Consider the following 19,698-nt stretch of genomic DNA (forward strand, 5'->3'; position numbering starts at 1 on the left):
CGCGACCTGCGCACGCTGCCCAAGGCGCACCTGCATCTGCACTTCACCGGCTCGATGCGGCCGAGCACGCTCATCGACATGGCGGCGGCACGGCGGGTCCGCCTGCCGCGCGGGCTCGCGGAGTCCGAGGCGCTCCAGGTCGAGCCCGACGCGCGCGGGTGGTTCCGCTTCCAGCGCCACTACGACGCGGCGCGCGTCGTCGTCGACTCGGAGGCGGCGATGCGGCGCATCGTGCGCGAGGCGGCCGAGGACGACGCCGCCGAGGGCTCGGTCCGCCTCGAGCTGCAGGTCGACCCCACGAGCTACGCCGTCTTCGTCGGCGGCATCACCCCGGCGCTCGAGATCGTGCTCGACGAGGCGCGCTCGGCCGAGACCGCGACCGGCGTGAGCATCGGGATCATCGTGGCCGCGTCCCGCACGCGCAGTCCCTTCGACGCGCGCGCCCTCGCACGTCTCGCGGCCCAGCACGCGGGCGTGGTGGTCGGCTTCGGCCTGTCCAACGACGAGCGCCGCGGGGACACGGCCGAGTTCGGCCCGGCCTTCCGGATCGCGCGGGAGGCGGGGCTCGCGAGCGTGCCCCACGGCGGGGAGCTGCTGGGGCCCTCCCACGTGCGCGACGTCGTCGAGTCCCTCCACCCCGATCGGCTGGGGCACGGGGTGCGCGCCGCCGAGGACCCGCGGCTGCTCGAGAGCATCGTCGAGCGCGGCATCGCCCTGGAGATCTGCCCCGCCTCGAACGCGGCCCTGGGGGTGCTCGAGACCGCGTCCGACGTACCGCTGCGTCGGCTCCTGTCGGCGGGCGCGACCGTCGCGCTCGGCGCCGACGACCCCCTGCTGTTCGGCTCGCGCCTGCTCGACCAGTACGAGACCGCGCGCGAGATCGGGCTGGACGACGCGGAGCTCGCCCATCTCGCGGCCTCCTCGATCCGGGCCTCCCGCGCGCCCGAGGGCGAGAAGCGGGGCATGCTGCGCCAGGTGGAGACGTGGCTCGCGAGCGAGCCCGTCGAGGGCGCAGGCGGGTCCTAGGAGACCGGACACCGCGCCACCTGCCGGACACGAGCGACGAGACGCGCGCCGGGCCCGTGGGCCCCTGCTCAGAGGTCCCGGCCGGACCCGTCCGAGGAAAGCGCGACGAACAGCTCCGGCGCGGTGAGCTGCTCGCGGTCGAAGGCCTGCGCGATCGCGGCGGCCACGGCCTCCGTCCGGTCGGCCTCGACGAGCGCGATGATGCTGCCGCCGAAGCCGCCGCCGGTCATGCGGGCGCCGTGGGCGCCCGCCTCGCGCGCCGCGTCCACGGCGATGTCGAGCGCGGGCACGGTCACCTCGTAGTCGTCGCGCAGGGAGTCGTGAGACGCGTTCAGCAGGGCGCCGAGCTCGTCGACGTGCTCGCGCACCGTGGACCCCTCGAGCAGGGCCGCGAAGTCCCGGACCCGCTGGATCTCGGTCACGACGTGGCGCGCGCGCCGGCGCACCACCTCGTCGTCGATCCGGGCGAGCGCCTCGTCGAGCCGATCGGAATCGACCTCGCGCAGGGTGCCGACGCCGATCAGCTCCGCCGCACGCTCGCTGTCGCGCCGCCGCGCGGTGTACTCCCCGTCGACGTGCGAGTGCTCGGCGCGGGTGTCGCAGATCAGCAGGGCGAGCCCCTGGGAGGCGAGGTCCCACGCCACCGGCTGGGTCGAGAAGTCCCGGCAGTCCAGCAGCAGGGCGTGCCCCGCGGTGCACAGCACGGACGCGGACTGATCGAGGCCGCCCGTCGAGGCCCCGGCGAACTCGGTCTCGGCGGTGATGGCCGCCCGGACCCGCTCGAGCCGGGTGGTGCCGAGCGCCAGGAGCGCGTCGAACGCCTCCGCAGCCGCGCACTCGAGGGACGCCGAGGACGACAGGCCCGAGCCGAGCGGCACGTGGCCGTCGATGAGGATGTCGAACCCGACGGACGGCACGCCGCCCTCGCGCTGCTCGCCCAGCGCCCACAGCACCCCGGCGATGTACGCGCCCCAGCTCCCCACGGACCCGGGGGCGAGGCCGTCCACGGGCGCCTCGATGCTCTCGTCGCTCTGCACCGAGCGCAGGCGCAGCGTGCCCGTCTCGTTGCGGGCGGCCGCCACGAAGCAGCGGTGCGAGATCGCCATCGGAAGGCACAGGCCGTCCTGGTAGTCGACGTGCTCGCCGATGATGTTGACGCGGCCGGGGGCCGACCACACGCCCTCGGGCTCGGTGCCGTAGGCGGACGCGAAGGCCTCGCGCACGGACGCCGCGGCGGCCGTCCGCTCGGGCGCCTCGGAGAGCGCGGGGGTCACGGCGTCGGCGGCGCGGTGCAGATCGGTCATCGCGGCAGAAGTCCTCTCACGGGAGTCAGGGTGGGCCCGGTCCGGCCGGATCAGGCCCTGCGGGACCGGGCCCGCGGGGCCGCGGCCCCGCGGTCAGGGACGGGGCACGATGCAGGATATCGAGGGCGCCGGGATGGGCTCTCCCGCGATCGAGAAGCCGTGGCCGTTCCATCGCACGAGGTCGATGCGGTCCCCGTCCTGCGCGGCCACGAGGATGAGGTCCTCGAGGCGCGTGAAGTGCCGCGGGCGTGCGCCGACGGGGACCTCGGCGACGAGCTCGGGCCGCATCATGCCGAGGTTGAAGGCCGCGAGCGTGTCGGGGCCGCGGTTGGCGACGAACAGATGGTTCTCGTGGCCGGAGATCTCGAGGTGCGAGACCTCGTTGGGCACTCCCGTGCCGCTCGCGGGCAGGGGGCGCCTCACCGTCCACGAGGGCTCCTCCCCGTCGCCGCCCGCAGCGCTCCGCACCGCGTCGGTGATCTCCCCCGTGAGCTCGCACGCGAGATACAGCACGAGGCTCTCGTGGTCGGCGGCGAGGTGGCGGGGCCCGCTGAAGCGGCCCGCCGTGATCTCCCCCGCGAGGTCGATCTCGCCGGAGGGCTGCTGGCGGTAGAGGTAGACGCGGTCGAGGCCCAGGTCGGTCACGCCCAGCAGCCCGGTGCCGGGCAGGATCGTGGCCTGGTGCGGGTGCGCCGTGCGCTGGGGCAGGTAGCCGGAGTGGTCGCACACATCGATCACCTGGGTCGGGGCCCCGTCGGCGTCGAGGCCGACGACCTCGACCGTGCCCGAGCCGTAGTCCGTCACGATCAGGGTGCTCGCGGCGATGCCGAAGGCGACGTGGCACCCGCCGGAGCCCGTCAGCTCGAGCGAGCCGGCGACCTCGGCGGAGGCGCCGGCGGCATCGACCCGCAGAGCGGTGACGACGGTCGGCGAGGTCTCGTGGACCGCGTACAGCATCGACCCGTCGGGGCTCCACAGCAGGAAGGTGGGATCGTCCAGCGCGACCTCGGCCAGGGTGCTCGCGGTCAGCTCCTCCCGGTCCAGGGACAGCAGCCGTATTCCCGGACCGCGGCCCTCACCCGTGGTGTAGGAACCCGTCGCGACGATGGTCTGGGTGCTCATGGGGTCTCCTCCCGCTCGACGGAGCGCTGGGATGGGGGTCCGGCCGGTGAGGACGGGGACAGCACTGTCCGCTCGCCCGTCATGGTAGCGCCGCCGCGACGGCCTGCGCGGGGACGTCCGGCCGCCACCTGCCTCCGGCGCCGCAGCGTCGTGAACGGGGCCGCGATCACGGGCGTGAACGACGAGACCGCCCGGCCCGTCATGCGCAGGATCCGCGCGGCCACGAGCTGGCCGAGCACGGCGCCCGCGGCGAGCGCGACGGCGATCTCGACGGCCTCGAACAGCCAGCCCGCGCCCTCGGCGAGGTCCGTGCCGATCGCGAGCAGCCCGCGATAGATGCGACTGCCGGGCACCATCGGGATCACCCCCGCCATGACGAAGGTGAGGGTGGGCGCCTTGACCTTCTCCGCGAGCACGGCGGCGAGGGCGCCGACGCCGGCCGCGGTCAGGCCGACCGCCCACACCCGGTCGAGGCCGATCGAGGTCACGAGGCTCGCCGTGACCGAGGCGAGCGCGGCGATCAGGGCGCACCACACGAGGGAGCGCGGCGGGGTCTGCACGCTGATCGCGTAGCCGAGCCCCAGGAAGAGACCCGAGACCACGAGGGCCAGCAGGCCCGCGAGGCTGACCGGCATCGAGGCGGACACGGAGATGTCGGCGCGGAACATCTCGGCGACCAGGATCCCGGCGCGCACCCCGATCACCAGCCCGATCGTGAGCATGAAGGTCTCGAGGATGCGCCCGGACGCCGTCACGTACCAGCCGGTGATCGCGTCCTGCATGGCGCCGAGCGAGGTGAGGCCCGCGAGCAGGATAATCAGGCAGGCCACGACGACGACCGAGGAGTTCTCGTCGGGGTCGATGAGATGCACGAGCACGGCCGCGATCGCGGCGACGAAGCCGCCCGCCACCTGGATGTAGAACAGGGGGATGCGCCGTGCGGTCAGGGTCTCGGTGAGGACCGCGAGCACGGCCGCCGTGACGGTCGCGGCGACCGTCGTGAGCACCCCGGCGCCGAGCCCGAAGGCCGCGGCGCCGCCCATGACGGCGAGCCCGGCCGTGACCAGCCAGGCCGGGTAGACCCGTTCGCGCGCGGGCACCGCGGCGACCTCGGCGGCGGCCGTCTCGAGGTCGATCGCGCCGCTGATGTAGTCCTCGGTGACCTGCTCGTACGCCTCGAGCCGGGTGAAGTCCTGGATGCGCGCGCCCGCGGCGCGAATCCTCGTGAAGGGCGCCGCCTCGCGGCCGGGCAGGTACGAGATCGAGACCTCGTCGAAGGTCACGGTGACCGACACGTTGCGGATGCCCGAGGCCGAGATCACGCGCAGGATGGTCGCGGTGACCTCGGAGGCCGGCGCCCCGTTGGAGAGCAGCCCCTCCCCGATGCGCATCGCGAGGTCGAACACGTCGTGCAGGCGCGCGAGATCCGTAGCCACCGCGTGATCGTGTCACACTGGGCCTCCGCCTCGCACACACCCTCGGAGACCTCGATGACCGTGCCCCCCGCCTCTGCCGCCCCGACCGCGTCCGACGGCGCCGACGCCACCCCGCAGGCCGCCCTCGAGCGCCTGCTCGCGGGCAACCGCCGCTTCGCCGCGGGCACGCCCTCCCACCCCCACCAGTCGGCGAACCATCGCCAGCTGCTCACGGGCGGGCAGAGCCCGTACGCGGTCGTGCTGGGCTGCTCGGACTCGCGCGCGAGCGTCGAGCTGCTGTTCGACCAGGGCTTCGGGGACGTGTTCGTCGTGCGCAACGCGGGCCAGGTGGTCGGGCGCGCCGGCTCGGCGCAGGCCTCGATCGAGTTCGCGGTCGCGGAGCTGGGCGTGCAGGTCGTGTTCGTGCTCGGCCACGAATCGTGCGGGGCGGTCGCGGCGACCGTCGCCCACCTCGCCGGGGGCGGCGACCTGCCGGGCGCCATGCCGATCCTCGTGGACCTCACCCGCGAGCACCTCGATCCCGAGGACCCGTCGCACGACGCGGTGCGCCGTCACGTCGCCGGCACCGTGCAGGACCTGCTCGCGGAGTCCACGATCGTCGCCGAGGCGGTCGCCGACGGGCGCGTCGTGGTCGCGGGCGGCGTCTACGGGCTCGAGGACGGTCTCGTCCGACCCGTCGAGGACGCCCGGGCCTGAGCAGGCGCCGACGACGGCGCGGCACCGGGCCCGGCGGGCGCGATCCCGTCGGGCTCAGAGGTTGGGCGCGCCCGCGAGGGCGAACAGGCCTGCCGCGAGCACGAGCATGACCGTCACGTCCACCGGGCGGGGCCGGATGGCGAGCGCCCCCACCGCCTGGGCCGACAGCAGCGCCCGCAGGAGCGCGAGGACCACGAGCTCGCCGCCCAGCAGCACCCCGGCGAGCGGGGCGCGGCCGGTCGCCCCGATCACGACGATCACGACGAGCACCACGAGCGCGCACACGAGGACCGCCTGCCGGCGCAGGGCAGCGCGCAGCGTGAAGGGAGAGCGGTCGCGAGGCACCCGCACATCGTACGGGCCGCCGGACGGCCTTCCCGGCGGGCACTAGGGTGGACGGGGCCCGGCAGAGCCGCCGGCCCCGACTCGTCAGGAGGACACCGCTGCCATGACCGAGATGCGCACCGAGCACGATCTGCTCGGCGACAGGGACGTTCCCGCCGACGCCTACTACGGCGTCCAGACGCTGCGCGCGCAGGAGAACTTCCGCATCACCGACGTCCCGCTCGCCCACTTCCCCCGCCTGATCGCGGCGCTCGCGCAGGTCAAGCGCGCAGCCGCGCGCGCGAACCGGGCGCTCGGCGCGCTCGACCACACGCGGGCCGACGCGATCGAGCAGGCGTGCGAGGAGATCGCGGACGGCGCGCTCCTCGACCAGTTCGTGGTCGACGTGATCCAGGGCGGGGCGGGCACCTCGACCAACATGAACGCCAACGAGGTGATCGCCAACCGCGCGCTCGAGATCATGGGCCACGCCAAGGGCGAGTACGAGCACCTGCACCCCAACAACCACGTGAACCTGGGCCAGTCCACCAACGACGTGTACCCGACGGCCGTGCGACTCGCGATCCTGCTGTCCTTCCCGGGCCTGGCCGCCGCGATGGACGAGCTCATCAACGCCCTGCGCGCCAAGGGTCGGGAGTTCGCCCAGCAGCTCAAGATGGGCCGCACCCAGATGCAGGACGCCGTGCCGATGACGCTCGGCCAGGAGTTCGACGGCTGGGCGACCACGGTCCACGAGGACGTCGAGCGCCTGACCCGCACCGCCCGTCTGTTCCAGGAGGTCAACCTGGGGGCCACCGCGATCGGCACCGGGATCACGGCGGACCCGCGCTACGCGGCGCGCGCGACCCACGAGCTGTCGGAGCTGACGGGGATCGACTTCGTCGTCGCCGCGGACCTCGTCGAGGCCACGAGCGACACCGGGGCGTTCGTCACCTTCTCGGGCGTGCTCAAGCGCATCGCGGTGAAGATCTCGAAGATCTGCAACGACCTGCGCCTGCTGTCCTCGGGACCCCGCGCGGGGCTCGGCGAGATCAACCTGCCCGCCGTCCAACCGGGTTCGTCGATCATGCCCGGCAAGGTCAACCCGGTGATCCCCGAGGTGGTCAACCAGGTCGCGTTCGAGGTGATCGGCAACGACCTGACGGTGACCTTCGCGGCCGAGGCCGGGCAGCTCCAGCTCAACGCGTTCGAGCCCGTGATCGCCTACAACGTGCTCGAGTCCATGCGCGTCATGACGCGGGCCATGCGCACCCTCACCCAGCACTGCATCGTCGGCATCACGGCGAACACCGACGTGCTCGACGGCTACGTGCGCTCCTCGATCGGGCTGGTCACGGCGCTCGTGCCGGTGCTCGGCTACGCCGCCTCGACCGAGATCGCCTCCGAGGCCCTGCGCACCGGCCGGCCCGTCGCCGACCTCGTCATCGAACGGGGGCTGCTGGACCGCGCCCATCTCGACCGCCTGCTGAGCCCGGCCATGATGACCGCGCCCCACCGCCCGACCGCGACCGGCACCATCCCGGTGCTCGACGGCAGCGCGACCGACTCGGGCGAGGTCTCCCAGCACCCCGTCCAGGACGACGCCGAGGGGTGACCGTTCGGCCCCCGGTCTCTCCGGGATGCCTCCGGGACACGGGCGGGGCCGGTCTCCCCGGGAACGTCGGGCCCGGGGGGTAGGGTCGTGCGCGGCGGCCGGGCACCGCGCCCATGAGCGCGCCCGATCACCGCACGCACGGGACACGAGAGACCAGGAGGACGCATGACGCCGTCAGGGGGACGCCACCAGCGCACGGAGAGCCCCGAGGGCTCCGAGGGCCGCGGCACGCCGCGTCGCGGCCTGCTGATCGGCGCCGGCGCCCTGGGCGTGCTCGCCGTGGGCGGCGGGGCCGCGGCCGTGTGGTCGGGGCTCGACCACGACGGCGGCGGAGGCTCCGACGGGGGCGGCGGCATCTTCGGCGGCTCCCCGACCGAGACCACGCCTCCGCCCGTCGTCTCGACGCTCACCGACCTCTCCGCGAACGTGCCGGACACCTCGGGCATCGACCTCTCGCAGCTGTCCGAGCCGCTGAGCGTGTCCTTCCCGCGCGTGGCCGGCGCCCGCGGACTGTCCGAGGCGGTCGACATGTCCGTCAACAAGATCCTGCGCGAGCACGTGTACTCCGGCGCCCCCGCGACCGACCTGTCCGTGGCGGGCACGATCTTCCTGGCCTCCGCCGACACGATCGGCGTGCTCCTGCGCCACAAGGACGCCTCCGGGGAGACGCCCTGCACCGTCTACTACCGCAGCGCCGGCGACCACCCGTTCACCTCGCCCGGCCTGATCGCCCCCGAGAAGTGGGCCGAGCTCGAGAAGGCGGCCGCGAGCGCCGCCGCCGACGTCGACGGCCTGGACGCCGGCTCGGTCGCCTCGGCCCTGCAGGAGCAGCCCCGCCCGTGGGGCAACGGCCCCGCGATGGTCTTCGCCGCCGACGGCTCCCTGCACCTGCTGTTCCCCGCCGCGACCGTGAACGGCACGCGGACCGGCGTCGAGCTCGAGATCGACGCCGCGACCGCGAAGCCGCTGCTGTCCGAGGACGGCGCCGCGGTGCTCGCGGCCTCGGCCTCCCCCGCGGCCTTCGACCCCTCGGCCGTGACCGTGCCCGGCGAGGGCACCACCAACGGCGACAAGGTGTACGTCCAGCCGGCCGAGGTGCCCGCCGCCGCCCGCGCGCGGGACAGCGACGGCGCGGGCCCCGTCTCGCAGCTCGCCCCCCTCTCGGGCGCCGGCGTGCGGCCCTCGAGCGTCGCCGCCCCCGATGCGACACGCCTCAAGGCCCTGGCCCTGACCTTCGACGACGGGCCCGACCCGGACAAGAACCAGACGCTGCGCGACGGCCTCAACGAGCATCACGCCGCCGCGACGTTCTTCATGATCGGGACGAGCGTGCAGGCCTACCCCGAGTGGTGCACGAGGACGGCGGCCAACGGCCTCGAGGTCGGCTCCCACTCGTGGTCGCACAAGCAGCTCTCGGCGCTGTCCGGCCAGAAGCTCACCGACCAGTGCGTCAAGCCGACCGAGGAGATCGCCAAGGCCACCGGACGCGCCCCCTTCGTGATGCGCCCGCCCTACGGCGCCCGCAACGACCGGGTCGACGAGGAGCTCGGCACGATCGGCCAGAGCGGCCAGATCTGGGACCTCGACACCCTGGACTGGAAGACCCGCAACGTCGCCAAGAACATCGCCGCCATCCAGGACGGCGCCCAGCGCGGCACCATCGCCCTCATGCACGAGATCCATCCGACGAGCGTCGAGTCGGTCCCGCAGATCCTGGACTGGCTCGGCGAGAACGACTTCACGCTGCTGACCTGCTCGGAGCTGGGGCAGAACCAGATGTGGGCCGGCAAGCACTACATGATGGGGCTCATCACCCACGAGATCGCGCCGCCCGCGCCGCCTGCGAGCGACGGCGGCGGCGAGGCCCCGAGCTCCTCGGCGAGCACGTCGCCGAGCGCCTCGTCCTCGGCCGGCGCCTGAGCGACGGGGGCGGTCCTCCGGCCTCGCCTGCACCGAGACGACGCCCCGCCCCTCCGATCGGAGGGGCGGGGCGTCGTCGGCGTGCGCGGCGTCAGGATCCGACGCTCACTCGTCGGCCTCCTCCTTCTTGCCGCGCATGACCAGCTTGGGGTCCGGGATGCCGACGACGTCCTCGTCCTTGCCGTCGTACTCGAACTGCGAGAGGAAGAACCGCATCGCGTTGACGCGCGCCCGCTTCTTGTCGTTCGAGCGGATGATCGTCCACGGCGCGTACTTCTTGTCGGTGCGCCGGAACATCTCCTCCTTGGCGACCGTGTAGTCCTCCCAGCGGCCGAGCGACTCGAGGTCCATCGGCGAGAGCTTCCAGCGGCGCACCGGGTCGAGCTGGCGGATCGCGAACCGGGTGCGCTGCTCCTTCTGCGACACCGAGAACCAGAACTTGGTGACGTGGATGCCGGACTCGACGAGCATGCGCTCGAACTGGGGGGCCTGGTTCATGAACGACTCGTACTGCTCGTCGGTGCAGAAGCCCATGACGCGCTCGACGCCCGCCCGGTTGTACCAGGAGCGGTCGAACAGCACGATCTCGCCGTCGGTGGGCAGGTGCTGGATGTAGCGCTGGAAGTACCACTGGCCCAGCTCGCGGTCGCTCGGCTTGTTGAGCGCGACGGTGCGCGCCGTGCGCGGGTTCAGGTGCTCGGTGAAGCGCTTGATGGTGCCGCCCTTGCCCGCCGCGTCGCGCCCCTCGAAGATGATGATCGCCTTCTTGCCGTTGTCCTCGAGCCAGTACTGGTACTTCAGCAGCTCGATCTGCAGGCGGTACTTCTCGATCTCGTAGGCGTCGCGGTCCATCCGCGTCTCGTACGGGTAGCCCTCCTGCCACGTGTACACGGGGTTGCCGCGCGGGTCGATGAGATCGGGGTCGGGCGTGTGCCCGTCGGCGACCGTGTAGCCCTCGTCCCGCAGCTGCTCGATGAACTCGCGCAGGCTCTGGTTGTCGGGGACGTCCGGCGTCTTCGATGGCGTCATGGGGTTCCTTCCTGGGATGGCCGCGGCGCGGCCGGTCAGTGGGCGAAGTGGCGGGTGCCGGTCAGGTACATCGTGACGCCGGCCTGCTCGCACGCGGCGACCACCTCGTCGTCGCGGATGGAGCCCCCGGGCTGCACGATCGCCCGCACCCCCGCGTCGATCAGGATCTGCGGCCCGTCGGCGAAGGGGAAGAACGCGTCCGAGGCCGCGACGGCCCCGCGGGCGCGCTGCGGGGCGCCCTCGCCCTCGGCGTGGGCACCGAGGCTGTCGGCGCGCTCGACCGCGAGGCGGCACGAGTCGAGGCGGTTGACCTGGCCCATGCCGATGCCGACCGCCGCGCCGTCGGCGGCCAGCAGGATCGCGTTGGACTTCACGGCGCGGATGGCGCGCCACGCGAACGCGAGATCGGCGAGGGTGTGCTCGTCGGCGGCGGGACCGGCCGCGAGGGTCCAGGCCTGCGGGTCGTCGCCGGGGGCGTCGATCGCGTCGGCGTCCTGCACGAGCGAGCCGCCCCAGATCTGGCGGATCTCGACGCCGCCGCGCGGCCGCTCGTCGATCCGCAGGATCCGCAGGTTCTTCTTGGTGCGCAGCAGGTCGAGGGCCTCGTCGTCGTAGCCGGGGGCGAGGATCACCTCGGTGAACACGGGCTTGACCTGTTGGGCCATGGCGAGGGTGACGGGCCGGTTGGCGGCGATCACGCCGCCGTAGGCCGAGACCGGGTCGGTCGCGTGGGCGCGCGCATGGGCCAGCGCGATGTCCTGGCCCTCCCCGACCTCGGCGATGCCGCACGGGTTGTTGTGCTTCATGACGACCACGCACGGCCGGTCGTGGTCGAAGGCGGCGCGCGCCGCGGCGTCGGCGTCGACGTAGTTGTTGTAGCTCATGGCCTTGCCGCCGAGCTGCTCGGCGCCGGCGAGCCCCGGGGCGTCGTCGTCGATCACGGCGACACGGGCGCGCTGATGGGGGTTCTCGCCGTAGCGCAGCGTGGTGAGCCCGGCCTCGGCGGCCTCGGCGTCGTCCATCTCGAGCAGGAAGGCGTCCGTGCCGCCCGCCTCGGCGGCGGCCGCGGCGTCGCGCTCGTCGCCCTGCTCGGCGTCCTCCTCGAGGCGCGCGAGCATCCAGTCGCTGATCGCGGCGTCGTACTCGGCGGTCCGCGTGAAGGCCACGGTCGCGAGCTCCTGGCGCTCGGCGAGCGTGAAGCCGCCGACCTTCGCGGCGCGGCCCGCCCGGGCGTAGTCCTCGGGGTCGACGACGACCGCGACCGACGCGAAGTTCTTGGCGGCGCCGCGCACCATCGAGGGACCGCCGATGTCGATCTTCTCGATGATCTCGTCGAACGTGCCGCCCGCGGCGACCGTCTCCTCGAAGGGGTAGAGGTTCACGACGACCAGGTCGAAGGGCGCGATGTCCTGGTCGGCGAGCTGCTCACGGTGCGAGGCGAGCCGGCGGTCGGCGAGGATGCCGGCGTGGATGCGCGGGTGGAGGGTCTTGACGCGGCCGTCGAGCATCTCCGGGAAGCCGGTGACCTCGGCGGCGTCGGTCACGGCGATGCCGCCGTCGCGGATGGTCGCGGCGGTCGACCCCGTCGAGACGATCTCGGTGCCGGCGTCGGCGAGGTCGCGGGCGAGGTCGAGCAGGCCCGACTTGTCGTAGACGGAGACGAGGGCTCGGCGGATGCTCTGGCGATCGGTCACGGTTCTCCTCGAGAGGTGGTGGGGGCGGAGCGGACGGGGCGGCGTGGGCGGCTCAGGGCGGAGGCTCACGGGGGCGAGGTCAGGGAGGTCACGACGTCGACGAGCATGACGCGCTCGACCTCCTTGATGCGCTCGTGCAGCGTCGCCTCGGTGTCGTCGTCGTGCACGGCGACGGCCTGCTGGGCGAGGATGCGCCCGGTGTCGACGCCCGCGTCGACCTCGATGACCGAGGCGCCCGTGACCTTCACGCCGTACGCGAGGGCGTCGCGCACCCCGTGCGCCCCCGGGAAGGAGGGCAGCAGGGCGGGGTGGGTGTTGATGATCGCGTGCGGGAAGGCCTCGAGCAGCGGGGCTCCGACGAGGCGCATGAACCCGGCGAGCACGACGAGGCGGGGGCGCACGGCGCGCACGGCGGCGGCGAGCGCCTCGTCCCACGCGGGCCGGTCGGAGAAGTCCGCGAGCGGGACGACGGCGGTCGGGACGCCCGCGCGGCGAGCGTGGTCGAGGCCGGGAGCCTCGGAGTCGGCGAGCACGCCGCACACGGCGAACGGGGCGCCGGGACGCGCCGCGGCGGCCAGCAGGGCGGCCAGGTTGGACCCCGTGCCGGAGATGAGCACGGCGACGGGGACCGGAGAGGCGTCTGTCACGTGCTCAGGGTACGGGAATCCACGCCCGGCGAGCGGGGTGTTCCACCCTGCCTCGACAGCGACGGGACACGGCGGCCCCGCACGGCACAATGGGGGCGTGACCATGCCAGCGCCCCGCCGTGACGACGACCGTCTGCGCACGTATCGCCGCGCCCTCGGACGCCTGGCGATCGCGATGCTCGTGGCGTGGGCGCTGCTGCTCGCGCCGCTGCCCTACGCGCTCGCGGCGGGGGCCGTGGGTCTCGTCGTGATCGTGCTGCTCGTGCAGGTCACGACGCGGGGATGGCGCGTCGGGCAGCGCGGGGCGGCGGTGTTCACCGCCCTCGTCGGGGTGCCCGCCTGCCTCGTCCTGCTGGGGTCGACCCTGCTGTCCGGGCTCTTCTACGGCCCGCTCCACGAGCTGCAGGAGTGTCAGCGCGACGCCCTGACCCAGGCCTCGCTCACGCAGTGCCGCGAGCAGGGCACGACGGCGATCACCGAGCGGATGAGCGCCCTGCTGGGTTCCTGACGCCCTCGCCGTGCTCGGACCCGGCGCCGCGTGCACGCCCGGCGGGCTCGGCGTCGTCCGAATCGCTCGCGGTCCCCGTCGTCCCGGTCGGCTCCGCGCCCGCCCGGGCGGTGGTCGCGGCGTCGCCGGTGCCTCCGGCTCCACCGCTCGTGTCCCGCTCTCCCCGGCCCTCGTGCGGGTCGGTCCCACCGCTCGACGCGGTGTGCGACCCGCCCTGCCGGTGCAGCTCCGCGGCATCCTCCGACACCGGCTCCGTGCCGCGCTCGCGCGCCTCGGCCCGCTCGACGCGCGTGCGCAGACCGCCGACGCCCGAGCGCACCCAGCCGATCACGGGCGAGTCGAGCACGAGGACGGCCAGTCCGAGCGTGCCGACGATCATGGCCAGCAGCGGGAGGGTCACCGAGGCGAGCGCCGGGCCGATCTCACGGAGCCGCTCGGTGCCGATGGCGCCGCCCGCGAGAGCCAGCAGCAGCAGCACCGCGACGAGCACGGCGACGGCGTAGGAGCCCCATGCGGCGGCGCGCACGCGCAGGGGGCTGCCGGCGACCTCGCGCACGACGGCGATCGCCCCCGCGGCGAGCGCCGCGATCGGGAGGAGCAGCAGGAGCCAGACGTAGCCGGGCGCGTGGCCGGGGCCGGGGAGCACCGCGAGCAGCGGCACGGCGGGCAGCACCCCGGGCTCGGACGCGCCGAGCGAGACCGCCGTGCCCACGCCCACGGTGAAGTGGCCGCCCAGGAGGGCTGCGAGCGCCCACAGCGAGAAGGTGGGCAGGAGCGCGAGCTGGAGGAGGAGCAGCACGATGCCGCCGACGATCCCCGGCTCGAGCTGCTCCCAGATCGCGCCGGCCCGCGAGAAGCCCAGCACGAGCGCCGCGACGACCGTGAGGGTCGAGACGGCCGCGAGCCCGAGCAGGGCGATCGCGGCTCCGCGGGCCGCGGCGTCGTACGGGGCGGGCAGCAGGTCCAGGATGCGCACGGCCGGGACTCCCGCGGCGGCGCGTCGGCGCAGGGACCACAGGATCCCGGCGATCGCGCCGACGACGGCCACCAGGGCGCAGCCGAGCACGGCGGTCGACACGACGGGGTGCACGCTCGGGCTGCGTCCGATCGAGGCGAGCACGCCGCCCCCGACGGCGTAGACGAGCACGAAGGCGGTCGCGGTGGCCGCGACGTCGCGCAGGGCACCGGCCCGCAGGGCGCCGTCGGTGCGCACGAGCGAGAGGGCGCGGCCCATGCGGCGCATCGACGCCGCGGCGCTCAGCACGAACAGCACGGTGAGCCCGAGGGGCGCGAGGTGCACGGTGCCCTCGATCGGACTGTCGGACAGCTGCAGGCTCCCGCCGTGGCCGAGCACGAAGGCGTCGATGCCGAGCAGCACGGCGCCGAGCGCGCCGAAGGAGGAGCGGGCGGCGACGAGCTCGGCGGCGAGGGCGGGGACCACGCCGAGCGCGCACGCGATCACGAGCGACGTCAGCGCCGCGATGGCACCCATCACGCAGGGCGAGGAGATGCGATCGGGGCTGTTGGCCGTCACGACGGGACCGTCCGTTCCTGGTGCTCGAGGGAAGGCGGGGCGCCCCGGGACGGGGTCGGCCGCTCGCACCCGTCCATGCTGGTCGCCGCTCCCGTCCAAGTCCAGCCGCAGAGGTGCGTGTCGCATAATGGCCGGTGATGAGCACGCCACAGCCCCCGCGCCCCGCCGTCTCGGCCGGGGCGCCTCTCGTTCACCCCGGCCCGGCCCCGACCGAGCCGGTGTACGTGCGGACCGAGCGGATCGACGACGACGTCGACCTGCTCGCGCACATCCCCGCCGAGTTCACGGCCGCCTGGATCCATCATCGCCAGGGGCTCGTCGGGCTCGGCGAGGCCGTGCGCCTGACCGCCGTCGGGCCCTCGCGCTTCGCCGACGCCTCCCGCGCGTTCCGCGAGCTCGCCGAGCGCGCCGTCGTCGAGGACGAGGTGCGGGTGCGCGGCACCGGCCTCGTGGCGCTCGGCTCGTTCTCCTACGCCGCGAGCTCGCCGCGCGAGTCCGTGCTCGTGATCCCGCGGGCGATCCTCGGGGTGAGCGAGGGCGAGGCATTCCTCACCGTCGTGGCCGTGGGCGCGCCGCCCCGCTCCCCCGCCGACTGGCGCGACCTGTTCGGCTCGACGCCCGTCGCGCCGGCCGCCCGGGTCGAGCTCGAGCCGGACCACACGCCACGGGAGTACCAGGGCCTGGTGGCGGCGGCGATCGACCGCATCCGCGCCGGCGAGGCCCAGAAGGTCGTGCTCTCCGAGACGAGCACCGTCACCCTGTCGGAGCCCGTCGAACGGGCCGCGCTCGTGCGGCGCCTGGCCGAGTCGTACGCCTCGACGTGGGTGTATGCGGCGAGCGACGTGCTCGGTGCGAGCCCCGAGATGCTCGCCCAGACGGAGCACGGGCGGGTGTTCAGCCGCGTGCTCGCCGGCACCCGGCCCGTCGCCGAGGGCGCGGAGCTCGCCGAGGAGGACCGTCGTGCGTTCCGCGCCGACGCCAAGGAGCGCGCCGAGCACGCCTTCTCCCTCGACTCGGTGACGAGCCGCCTCACCCAGGTCGCCCACGAGATCGAGGCCTCGCCCGAGCCCTTCGTGCTGCGCCTGCCCGGCCTCGAGCACCTGGCCTCCGACGTCTCCGCGCGGCTGCGCGAGGGCGTCACGAGCCTCGACGTGGCTGCGGCGCTGCATCCCTCGGCAGCGGTCAGCGGCATGCCGCGCGAGGACGCCGACGCGATCATCGCCGAGCTCGAGGCGCACGACCGCGGCGGCTACGCCGCCCCCGTGGGCTGGATGGACGCGAGCGGCGACGGGCAGTGGGCGATCGCCCTGCGCATGGCCCACGTGCTCGGCCGCGACACGGTGCGCCTGCAGGCCGGGGGCGGGATCGTCGAGGGCTCGGACCCCGTGCTCGAGCATGCCGAGGCCCTCGCCAAGACCCGTCCCGTGCTCTCGGCCCTGCGAGGCGTCAGCTCGCGCGCGTGAGGGTCACGGTCACGTCCTGCTGCGCCCCGTCGCGCAGCACCGTCACGGTGTGCTGCGAGCCGACGGCGAGCGAGCGCACGTAGCCGGTGAGCGCCGCGGCGCCGTCGGTCGGCACCCCGTCGACGTCGACGATGAGATCGCCCGCGCGGATGCCGCCCTGGGCCGCGGCCCCGCCGTCCACGGTCGAGCGCACCTGGGCGCCGCTGTAGGTCGCGCCGTCCTTCTCCTGCGTGCCGTCCGCGGCGGTGACGCCGAGCTGGGCGTGCTGGGCGGAGCCGTCGGCGAGGATCTGGTCGGTGATGAGCGTGACCGTGCTCGAGGGGATCGCGAAGCCGAGGCCGATGCTGCCGGACTGGGTCGCGGAGTCCGCGGTGGCCAGCCCCGCGATCGAGGACGTGACGCCGATGACCTGGCCCGCGGAGTCGACGAGGGGGCCTCCCGAGTTGCCGGGGTTGATGGCCGCGTCGGTCTGGAGCGCCGAGGTGTAGGCCGCGTCGGACTGGTCCTGGGCCTCGCCGAGCGTCGTGACGGGCCGGTGCACGGCCGAGATGATGCCGGTCGTGACCGTGTTCTCGAGGCCCAGCGGGGTGCCGACGGCCATCACGGGCGCGCCCACGGAGATGTCCGAGGAGTCGGCGAACGTGGCCGGGGTCAGCCCCGAGGGCGGGGAGTCGAGCCGGACCACGGCGAGATCGGTGCTCGGGTCGGTCCCGACCAGCTGCGCCGAGTAGGCGCGGCCGTCGGAGAGGGTGACGGTGATCGTGCTCGCGCCGGCCACGACGTGGTTGTTGGTGATGATGTCGCCCTTGTCGTCGCGGATGATGCCGGTGCCCTCGGCGGCTCCTCCGGCCGTCGCGACCTCGATCGCGACGGTGCTCTCCGACACCGACGCGGCCACCGACTCCCAGCCGTCGCCGCTCGCCGCGGCCGGCGCCGACGAGCCGGCGGAGGAACCGGTGTGCGTGCCCGTCGAGCTGCTCGAGGACGCGCTCGTGGCCCCGTCGCCCGTGAGGGCGTCGTAGCCGGCGACGGCGCCGAGGGTCCCCGCGGTGCTGAGCACGCAGCCGGCCGCGACGAGCGCGATGACCCCCGGCCAGGAGGGCCCGCGGCGCCGCGCCGGGGCACCGGGGGCCGGGGCCGCGCCGGCGGTCGCCGGCTGCCCGTACGGCATGGCGGATCCGGGGGCGGCAGGCTGTCCGTACGACGTGGAGGATGCTCCCGGGGCGGCGGGCGATCCGTAGGGCCCGGGCTGCCCGTACGATGCGGGCCGGCCGGAGGCCTCAGGCTGTCCGTACGGCGCCGGTCGCCCGTACGCCGCGGGGCCGGCCTCGGGCGTGCGTCCTCCCTCGGTCGCGGAGCCAGCCGACCAGCCGGGGCCGGACGGCGTCGGCCAGGCCGGGTAGACGTCCGTGGGCTGCTCGTCGGCGGGCGTGGGCTCCGACGCCGGGTCGCCTCCCGACGTCTGCGCACCGCCTGACGCCGGGGCGCCGTCCGCGGCCGGGCGCTCCGTGCCGGGCCGTGCCGCGTGGTCCCCGGCGGACGCGCGGTCGGCGCCGGACGGCTCGTGCACGGGCGGCCAGGGCGCCGGGCGCGAGGGATCGGGCTGCGGCGTCGAGGACGGATCGGTGGTCATGGCACGGCTCCTGTGATCGGACGAGGCGGGGATCCCCCGCGCCGCCACAGCAGACCACACGATGTCAAGGGGTTTCCGGGACTGCGCTGACAGATTCCTGGACCACGAGGTCCTGGACCACGAGCATCCGGCGCCCCGAGGCGGGCTCGGCGAGGGCGTCCGCCAGGCCGTCGGCGTCCACCGGACGGGCCGGCACCCCGAGCGCGGCCGCGGCCGCCGCGAGGTCGACGCCGTGCGGGGTCGTGAAGAAGCGGCGGAGCACCGCGGGCGGGGCGGCGACGTGCTCGAGTCCGGAGAAGATCCGGCCGCCGTCGTCGTCGAGGACCACGATGTCGAGCTCGGGCTCGACCTCGTCGGGGCCGATGAGCAGGCCGGTGAGGTCGTGCAGCGCGGTGAGGTCCCCGATGAGGGCGCGCACGCGCCCGGCGGGGCGGCGACGGGCGAGGGCGTAGCCCGACGCGGTCGAGATCAGGCCGTCGATCCCGGCGAGACCGCGGTTGGCGACGATCGTGGCGGCGGTCGCGGGGGCGTGCCGCTCGAGGTCGCGCACGGTGCTCGAGGAGCCCACGACGAGCACGTCGTCGGGGCCGCTCGCGGCCCACACGGCGAGCGCCGCGCGGGCCTGCCAGGTCGCAGGAGGGGCCGGCTCGTCCGAGGCGCGCCAGGCCGCGAGGTAGCGCTGCTGGCGCTCGGCGGCCTCCTCGGTCTCCTCGCCGACGGCGGCGGGCACCACGCGGCGGGCCCGCCGGGACGCGTCGGGCCAGGTGCCCGCCCGGTCGACGACGATCACGTCGACGTCGTCGGCGCCGAGCAGCCCGGAGACGACGGGCCGGGACAGGGTGGGATGGCCGAACACGACGGCGCGGTCGGGCCGCAGCGGGTGGTCGGCGCTCGCCATCACCTCGCCCAGCAGCTCGGGGTAGCCGACGATCATCGCGTCACCGGAGCGGGCGCCCGAGGAGGGCTCGGCCAGGAGCGGCAGGCGGTGGCGCTCCGCGAACGCGCGGGCGTCGGGTCCCGCGCCGTCGCCCGCGACCACGAGCGTGCGTCCCGTGAGCGGGATCGGAACCCCGGGCACCGCGGACGGCGCGACCCGCCGGGTGACGACGATGCTGGGGGACTCGGCGGCGGCGGGCGCGCTGCGGGGCGTGAGCGGGTCGCGCAGGCCGACGTTCAGGTGCACGGGCCCGGGCCGCTCCCCCGTCGCGGCGGCCACGGCGCGCGCGACGGCGTTCACAGCCGTGCGCAGCTCGGCGGGGGTCGCCCTCCCGGCGGCGGGGGCGGGCAGGTCGGAGGCCCACCGCACGGCGTCCCCGTAGAGCCCCGCCTGGTGCGTGGCCTGGTTGGCGCCCGTGTCGCGGAGCTCGGCGGGCCGGTCCGCGGTCAGGACGAGCAGGGGGACCCCGGCGTGGTGGGCCTCGAGCACGGCGGCGTGGAGGTGGGCGGTCGCGGTCCCGGAGGTGGTGACGACGGCGCCGGGATGCCGCGGGTCGGCGCGGGAGATGCCCAGGGCGGTGAAGGCGGCCGCGCGCTCGTCGATCCGCACGTGGGCGCGCACGAGCCCCGCCAGCTGCTCGTCCTGGAGGGCGTAGACGAAGGGGGCGCTGCGCGAGCCGGGGGCGATCACGAGGTCGCGCACGCCGAGGGCCGCGAGGGTCCGCAGGATCACCGTCGCCTCCTCGACCGCGCCGGAGCCGACCGGCCCGGGGGCGTCGATGCGGTCGGGGATCTCCTCGGGTGCGGTCAT

16 protein-coding genes are annotated in these 19,698 nt (G+C 74.7%); 6 read left to right on the plus strand and 10 right to left on the minus strand.

Going from position 1 to position 19,698, the window contains the following annotated elements; translation table 11 throughout:
• Positions 1-54 precede the first annotated feature (54 nt).
• Positions 55-1,026: an adenosine deaminase gene (locus BRM3_RS00840; protein ID WP_263595484.1), complete on the plus strand. Its 972-nt coding sequence runs from the start codon at positions 55-57 to the stop codon at positions 1,024-1,026.
• Positions 1,027-1,094: 68 nt separating this feature from the next.
• Here the strand turns inward: BRM3_RS00840 and galK are convergent, their stop codons facing one another.
• The 3 genes from galK to BRM3_RS00855 form a co-directional block, all read right to left on the minus strand.
• Positions 1,095-2,330: a galactokinase gene (galK, locus tag BRM3_RS00845; protein ID WP_263594226.1), complete on the minus strand. Its 1,236-nt coding sequence runs from the start codon at positions 2,328-2,330 to the stop codon at positions 1,095-1,097.
• A 93-nt stretch (positions 2,331-2,423) separates the two neighbouring features.
• Complete coding sequence (locus BRM3_RS00850) at positions 2,424-3,452, minus strand: lactonase family protein (protein WP_263594227.1); 1,029 nt, start codon at positions 3,450-3,452, stop codon at positions 2,424-2,426.
• Positions 3,449-4,888 carry a threonine/serine exporter family protein gene (locus BRM3_RS00855; protein WP_263594228.1) on the minus strand — a complete coding sequence of 480 codons (1,440 nt, stop codon included), beginning with the start codon at positions 4,886-4,888 and terminating at the stop codon, positions 3,449-3,451. Before BRM3_RS00855 ends, BRM3_RS00850 begins: the two co-directional genes overlap by 4 nt.
• Before the next feature lie 54 nt (positions 4,889-4,942).
• On the opposite strand from BRM3_RS00855, the gene BRM3_RS00860 reads away from it, so the two are divergent.
• Positions 4,943-5,584, plus strand: coding sequence for a carbonic anhydrase (locus BRM3_RS00860; protein ID WP_263594229.1), 642 nt, complete (start codon positions 4,943-4,945; stop codon positions 5,582-5,584).
• A gap of 54 nt (positions 5,585-5,638) precedes the next feature.
• Here the strand turns inward: BRM3_RS00860 and BRM3_RS00865 are convergent, their stop codons facing one another.
• Positions 5,639-5,929, minus strand: a complete 291-nt coding sequence (locus tag BRM3_RS00865; RefSeq protein ID WP_263594230.1) for a DUF3017 domain-containing protein — start codon at positions 5,927-5,929, stop codon at positions 5,639-5,641.
• 103 nt (positions 5,930-6,032) lie between these two features.
• On the opposite strand from BRM3_RS00865, the gene BRM3_RS00870 reads away from it, so the two are divergent.
• Entirely contained in the window at positions 6,033-7,523 is a 1,491-nt protein-coding gene (locus tag BRM3_RS00870; RefSeq protein WP_263594231.1) for an aspartate ammonia-lyase, read from the plus strand.
• A 165-nt stretch (positions 7,524-7,688) separates the two neighbouring features.
• Complete coding sequence (locus BRM3_RS00875) at positions 7,689-9,443, plus strand: polysaccharide deacetylase family protein (protein ID WP_263594232.1); 1,755 nt, start codon at positions 7,689-7,691, stop codon at positions 9,441-9,443.
• A 105-nt stretch (positions 9,444-9,548) separates the two neighbouring features.
• On the opposite strand, the gene ppk2 is transcribed toward BRM3_RS00875, so the two are convergent.
• The 3 genes from ppk2 to purN all read right to left on the minus strand — a co-directional run bounded on the left by ppk2 (position 9,549) and on the right by purN (position 12,813).
• Complete coding sequence (gene ppk2, locus BRM3_RS00880; RefSeq protein ID WP_263594233.1) at positions 9,549-10,472, minus strand: polyphosphate kinase 2; 924 nt, start codon at positions 10,470-10,472, stop codon at positions 9,549-9,551.
• Positions 10,473-10,507: 35 nt separating this feature from the next.
• On the minus strand, positions 10,508-12,166 hold the full coding sequence (gene purH, locus BRM3_RS00885) for a bifunctional phosphoribosylaminoimidazolecarboxamide formyltransferase/IMP cyclohydrolase (RefSeq protein ID WP_263594234.1): 1,659 nt from the start codon (positions 12,164-12,166) through the stop codon (positions 10,508-10,510).
• Positions 12,167-12,231: 65 nt separating this feature from the next.
• Positions 12,232-12,813 carry a phosphoribosylglycinamide formyltransferase gene (gene purN / locus BRM3_RS00890; RefSeq protein ID WP_263594235.1) on the minus strand — a complete coding sequence of 194 codons (582 nt, stop codon included), beginning with the start codon at positions 12,811-12,813 and terminating at the stop codon, positions 12,232-12,234.
• A 97-nt stretch (positions 12,814-12,910) separates the two neighbouring features.
• Between purN and BRM3_RS00895 the strand changes: the two genes are divergently transcribed.
• Positions 12,911-13,321: a hypothetical protein gene (locus BRM3_RS00895; protein ID WP_263594236.1), complete on the plus strand. Its 411-nt coding sequence runs from the start codon at positions 12,911-12,913 to the stop codon at positions 13,319-13,321.
• Here BRM3_RS00895 and BRM3_RS00900 read toward each other — a convergent pair.
• Entirely contained in the window at positions 13,287-14,855 is a 1,569-nt protein-coding gene (locus tag BRM3_RS00900; protein WP_263594237.1) for a cell division protein PerM, read from the minus strand. The genes BRM3_RS00895 and BRM3_RS00900 overlap by 35 nt on opposite strands.
• Positions 14,856-14,992: 137 nt before the next feature.
• Here BRM3_RS00900 and BRM3_RS00905 point away from each other — a divergent pair, with 137 nt between their 5' ends.
• Positions 14,993-16,318, plus strand: a complete 1,326-nt coding sequence (locus BRM3_RS00905; RefSeq protein ID WP_263594238.1) for an isochorismate synthase — start codon at positions 14,993-14,995, stop codon at positions 16,316-16,318.
• On the opposite strand, the gene BRM3_RS00910 is transcribed toward BRM3_RS00905, so the two are convergent.
• Positions 16,302-17,489 (minus strand): S1C family serine protease, encoded by a 1,188-nt coding sequence (locus BRM3_RS00910; protein ID WP_263594239.1) that lies wholly within the window; start codon positions 17,487-17,489, stop codon positions 16,302-16,304. The two genes, BRM3_RS00905 and BRM3_RS00910, sit on opposite strands and share 17 nt — an antisense overlap.
• Before the next feature lie 526 nt (positions 17,490-18,015).
• Positions 18,016-19,698 carry a 2-succinyl-5-enolpyruvyl-6-hydroxy-3-cyclohexene-1-carboxylic-acid synthase gene (menD, locus tag BRM3_RS00915; protein WP_263594240.1) on the minus strand — a complete coding sequence of 561 codons (1,683 nt, stop codon included), beginning with the start codon at positions 19,696-19,698 and terminating at the stop codon, positions 18,016-18,018.

This window comes from Brachybacterium huguangmaarense (assembly GCF_025725725.1).
GTDB classification, from domain to species: domain Bacteria; phylum Actinomycetota; class Actinomycetes; order Actinomycetales; family Dermabacteraceae; genus Brachybacterium; species Brachybacterium huguangmaarense.

Coding starts and splice junctions, on each gene's coding strand:
- BRM3_RS00840 (WP_263595484.1), top strand. CDS start 55: ATGCGGCCGAGCACGCTCATCGACATGGCGGCGGCACGGCGGGTCCGC.
- galK (WP_263594226.1), bottom strand. CDS start 2,330: ATGACCGATCTGCACCGCGCCGCCGACGCCGTGACCCCCGCGCTCTCC.
- BRM3_RS00850 (WP_263594227.1), bottom strand. CDS start 3,452: ATGAGCACCCAGACCATCGTCGCGACGGGTTCCTACACCACGGGTGAG.
- BRM3_RS00860 (WP_263594229.1), top strand. CDS start 4,943: ATGACCGTGCCCCCCGCCTCTGCCGCCCCGACCGCGTCCGACGGCGCC.
- BRM3_RS00870 (WP_263594231.1), top strand. CDS start 6,033: ATGACCGAGATGCGCACCGAGCACGATCTGCTCGGCGACAGGGACGTT.
- BRM3_RS00875 (WP_263594232.1), top strand. CDS start 7,689: ATGACGCCGTCAGGGGGACGCCACCAGCGCACGGAGAGCCCCGAGGGC.
- ppk2 (WP_263594233.1), bottom strand. CDS start 10,472: ATGACGCCATCGAAGACGCCGGACGTCCCCGACAACCAGAGCCTGCGC.
- BRM3_RS00905 (WP_263594238.1), top strand. CDS start 14,993: ATGAGCACGCCACAGCCCCCGCGCCCCGCCGTCTCGGCCGGGGCGCCT.
- BRM3_RS00910 (WP_263594239.1), bottom strand. CDS start 17,489: ATGCCGTACGGGCAGCCGGCGACCGCCGGCGCGGCCCCGGCCCCCGGT.
- menD (WP_263594240.1), bottom strand. CDS start 19,698: ATGACCGCACCCGAGGAGATCCCCGACCGCATCGACGCCCCCGGGCCG.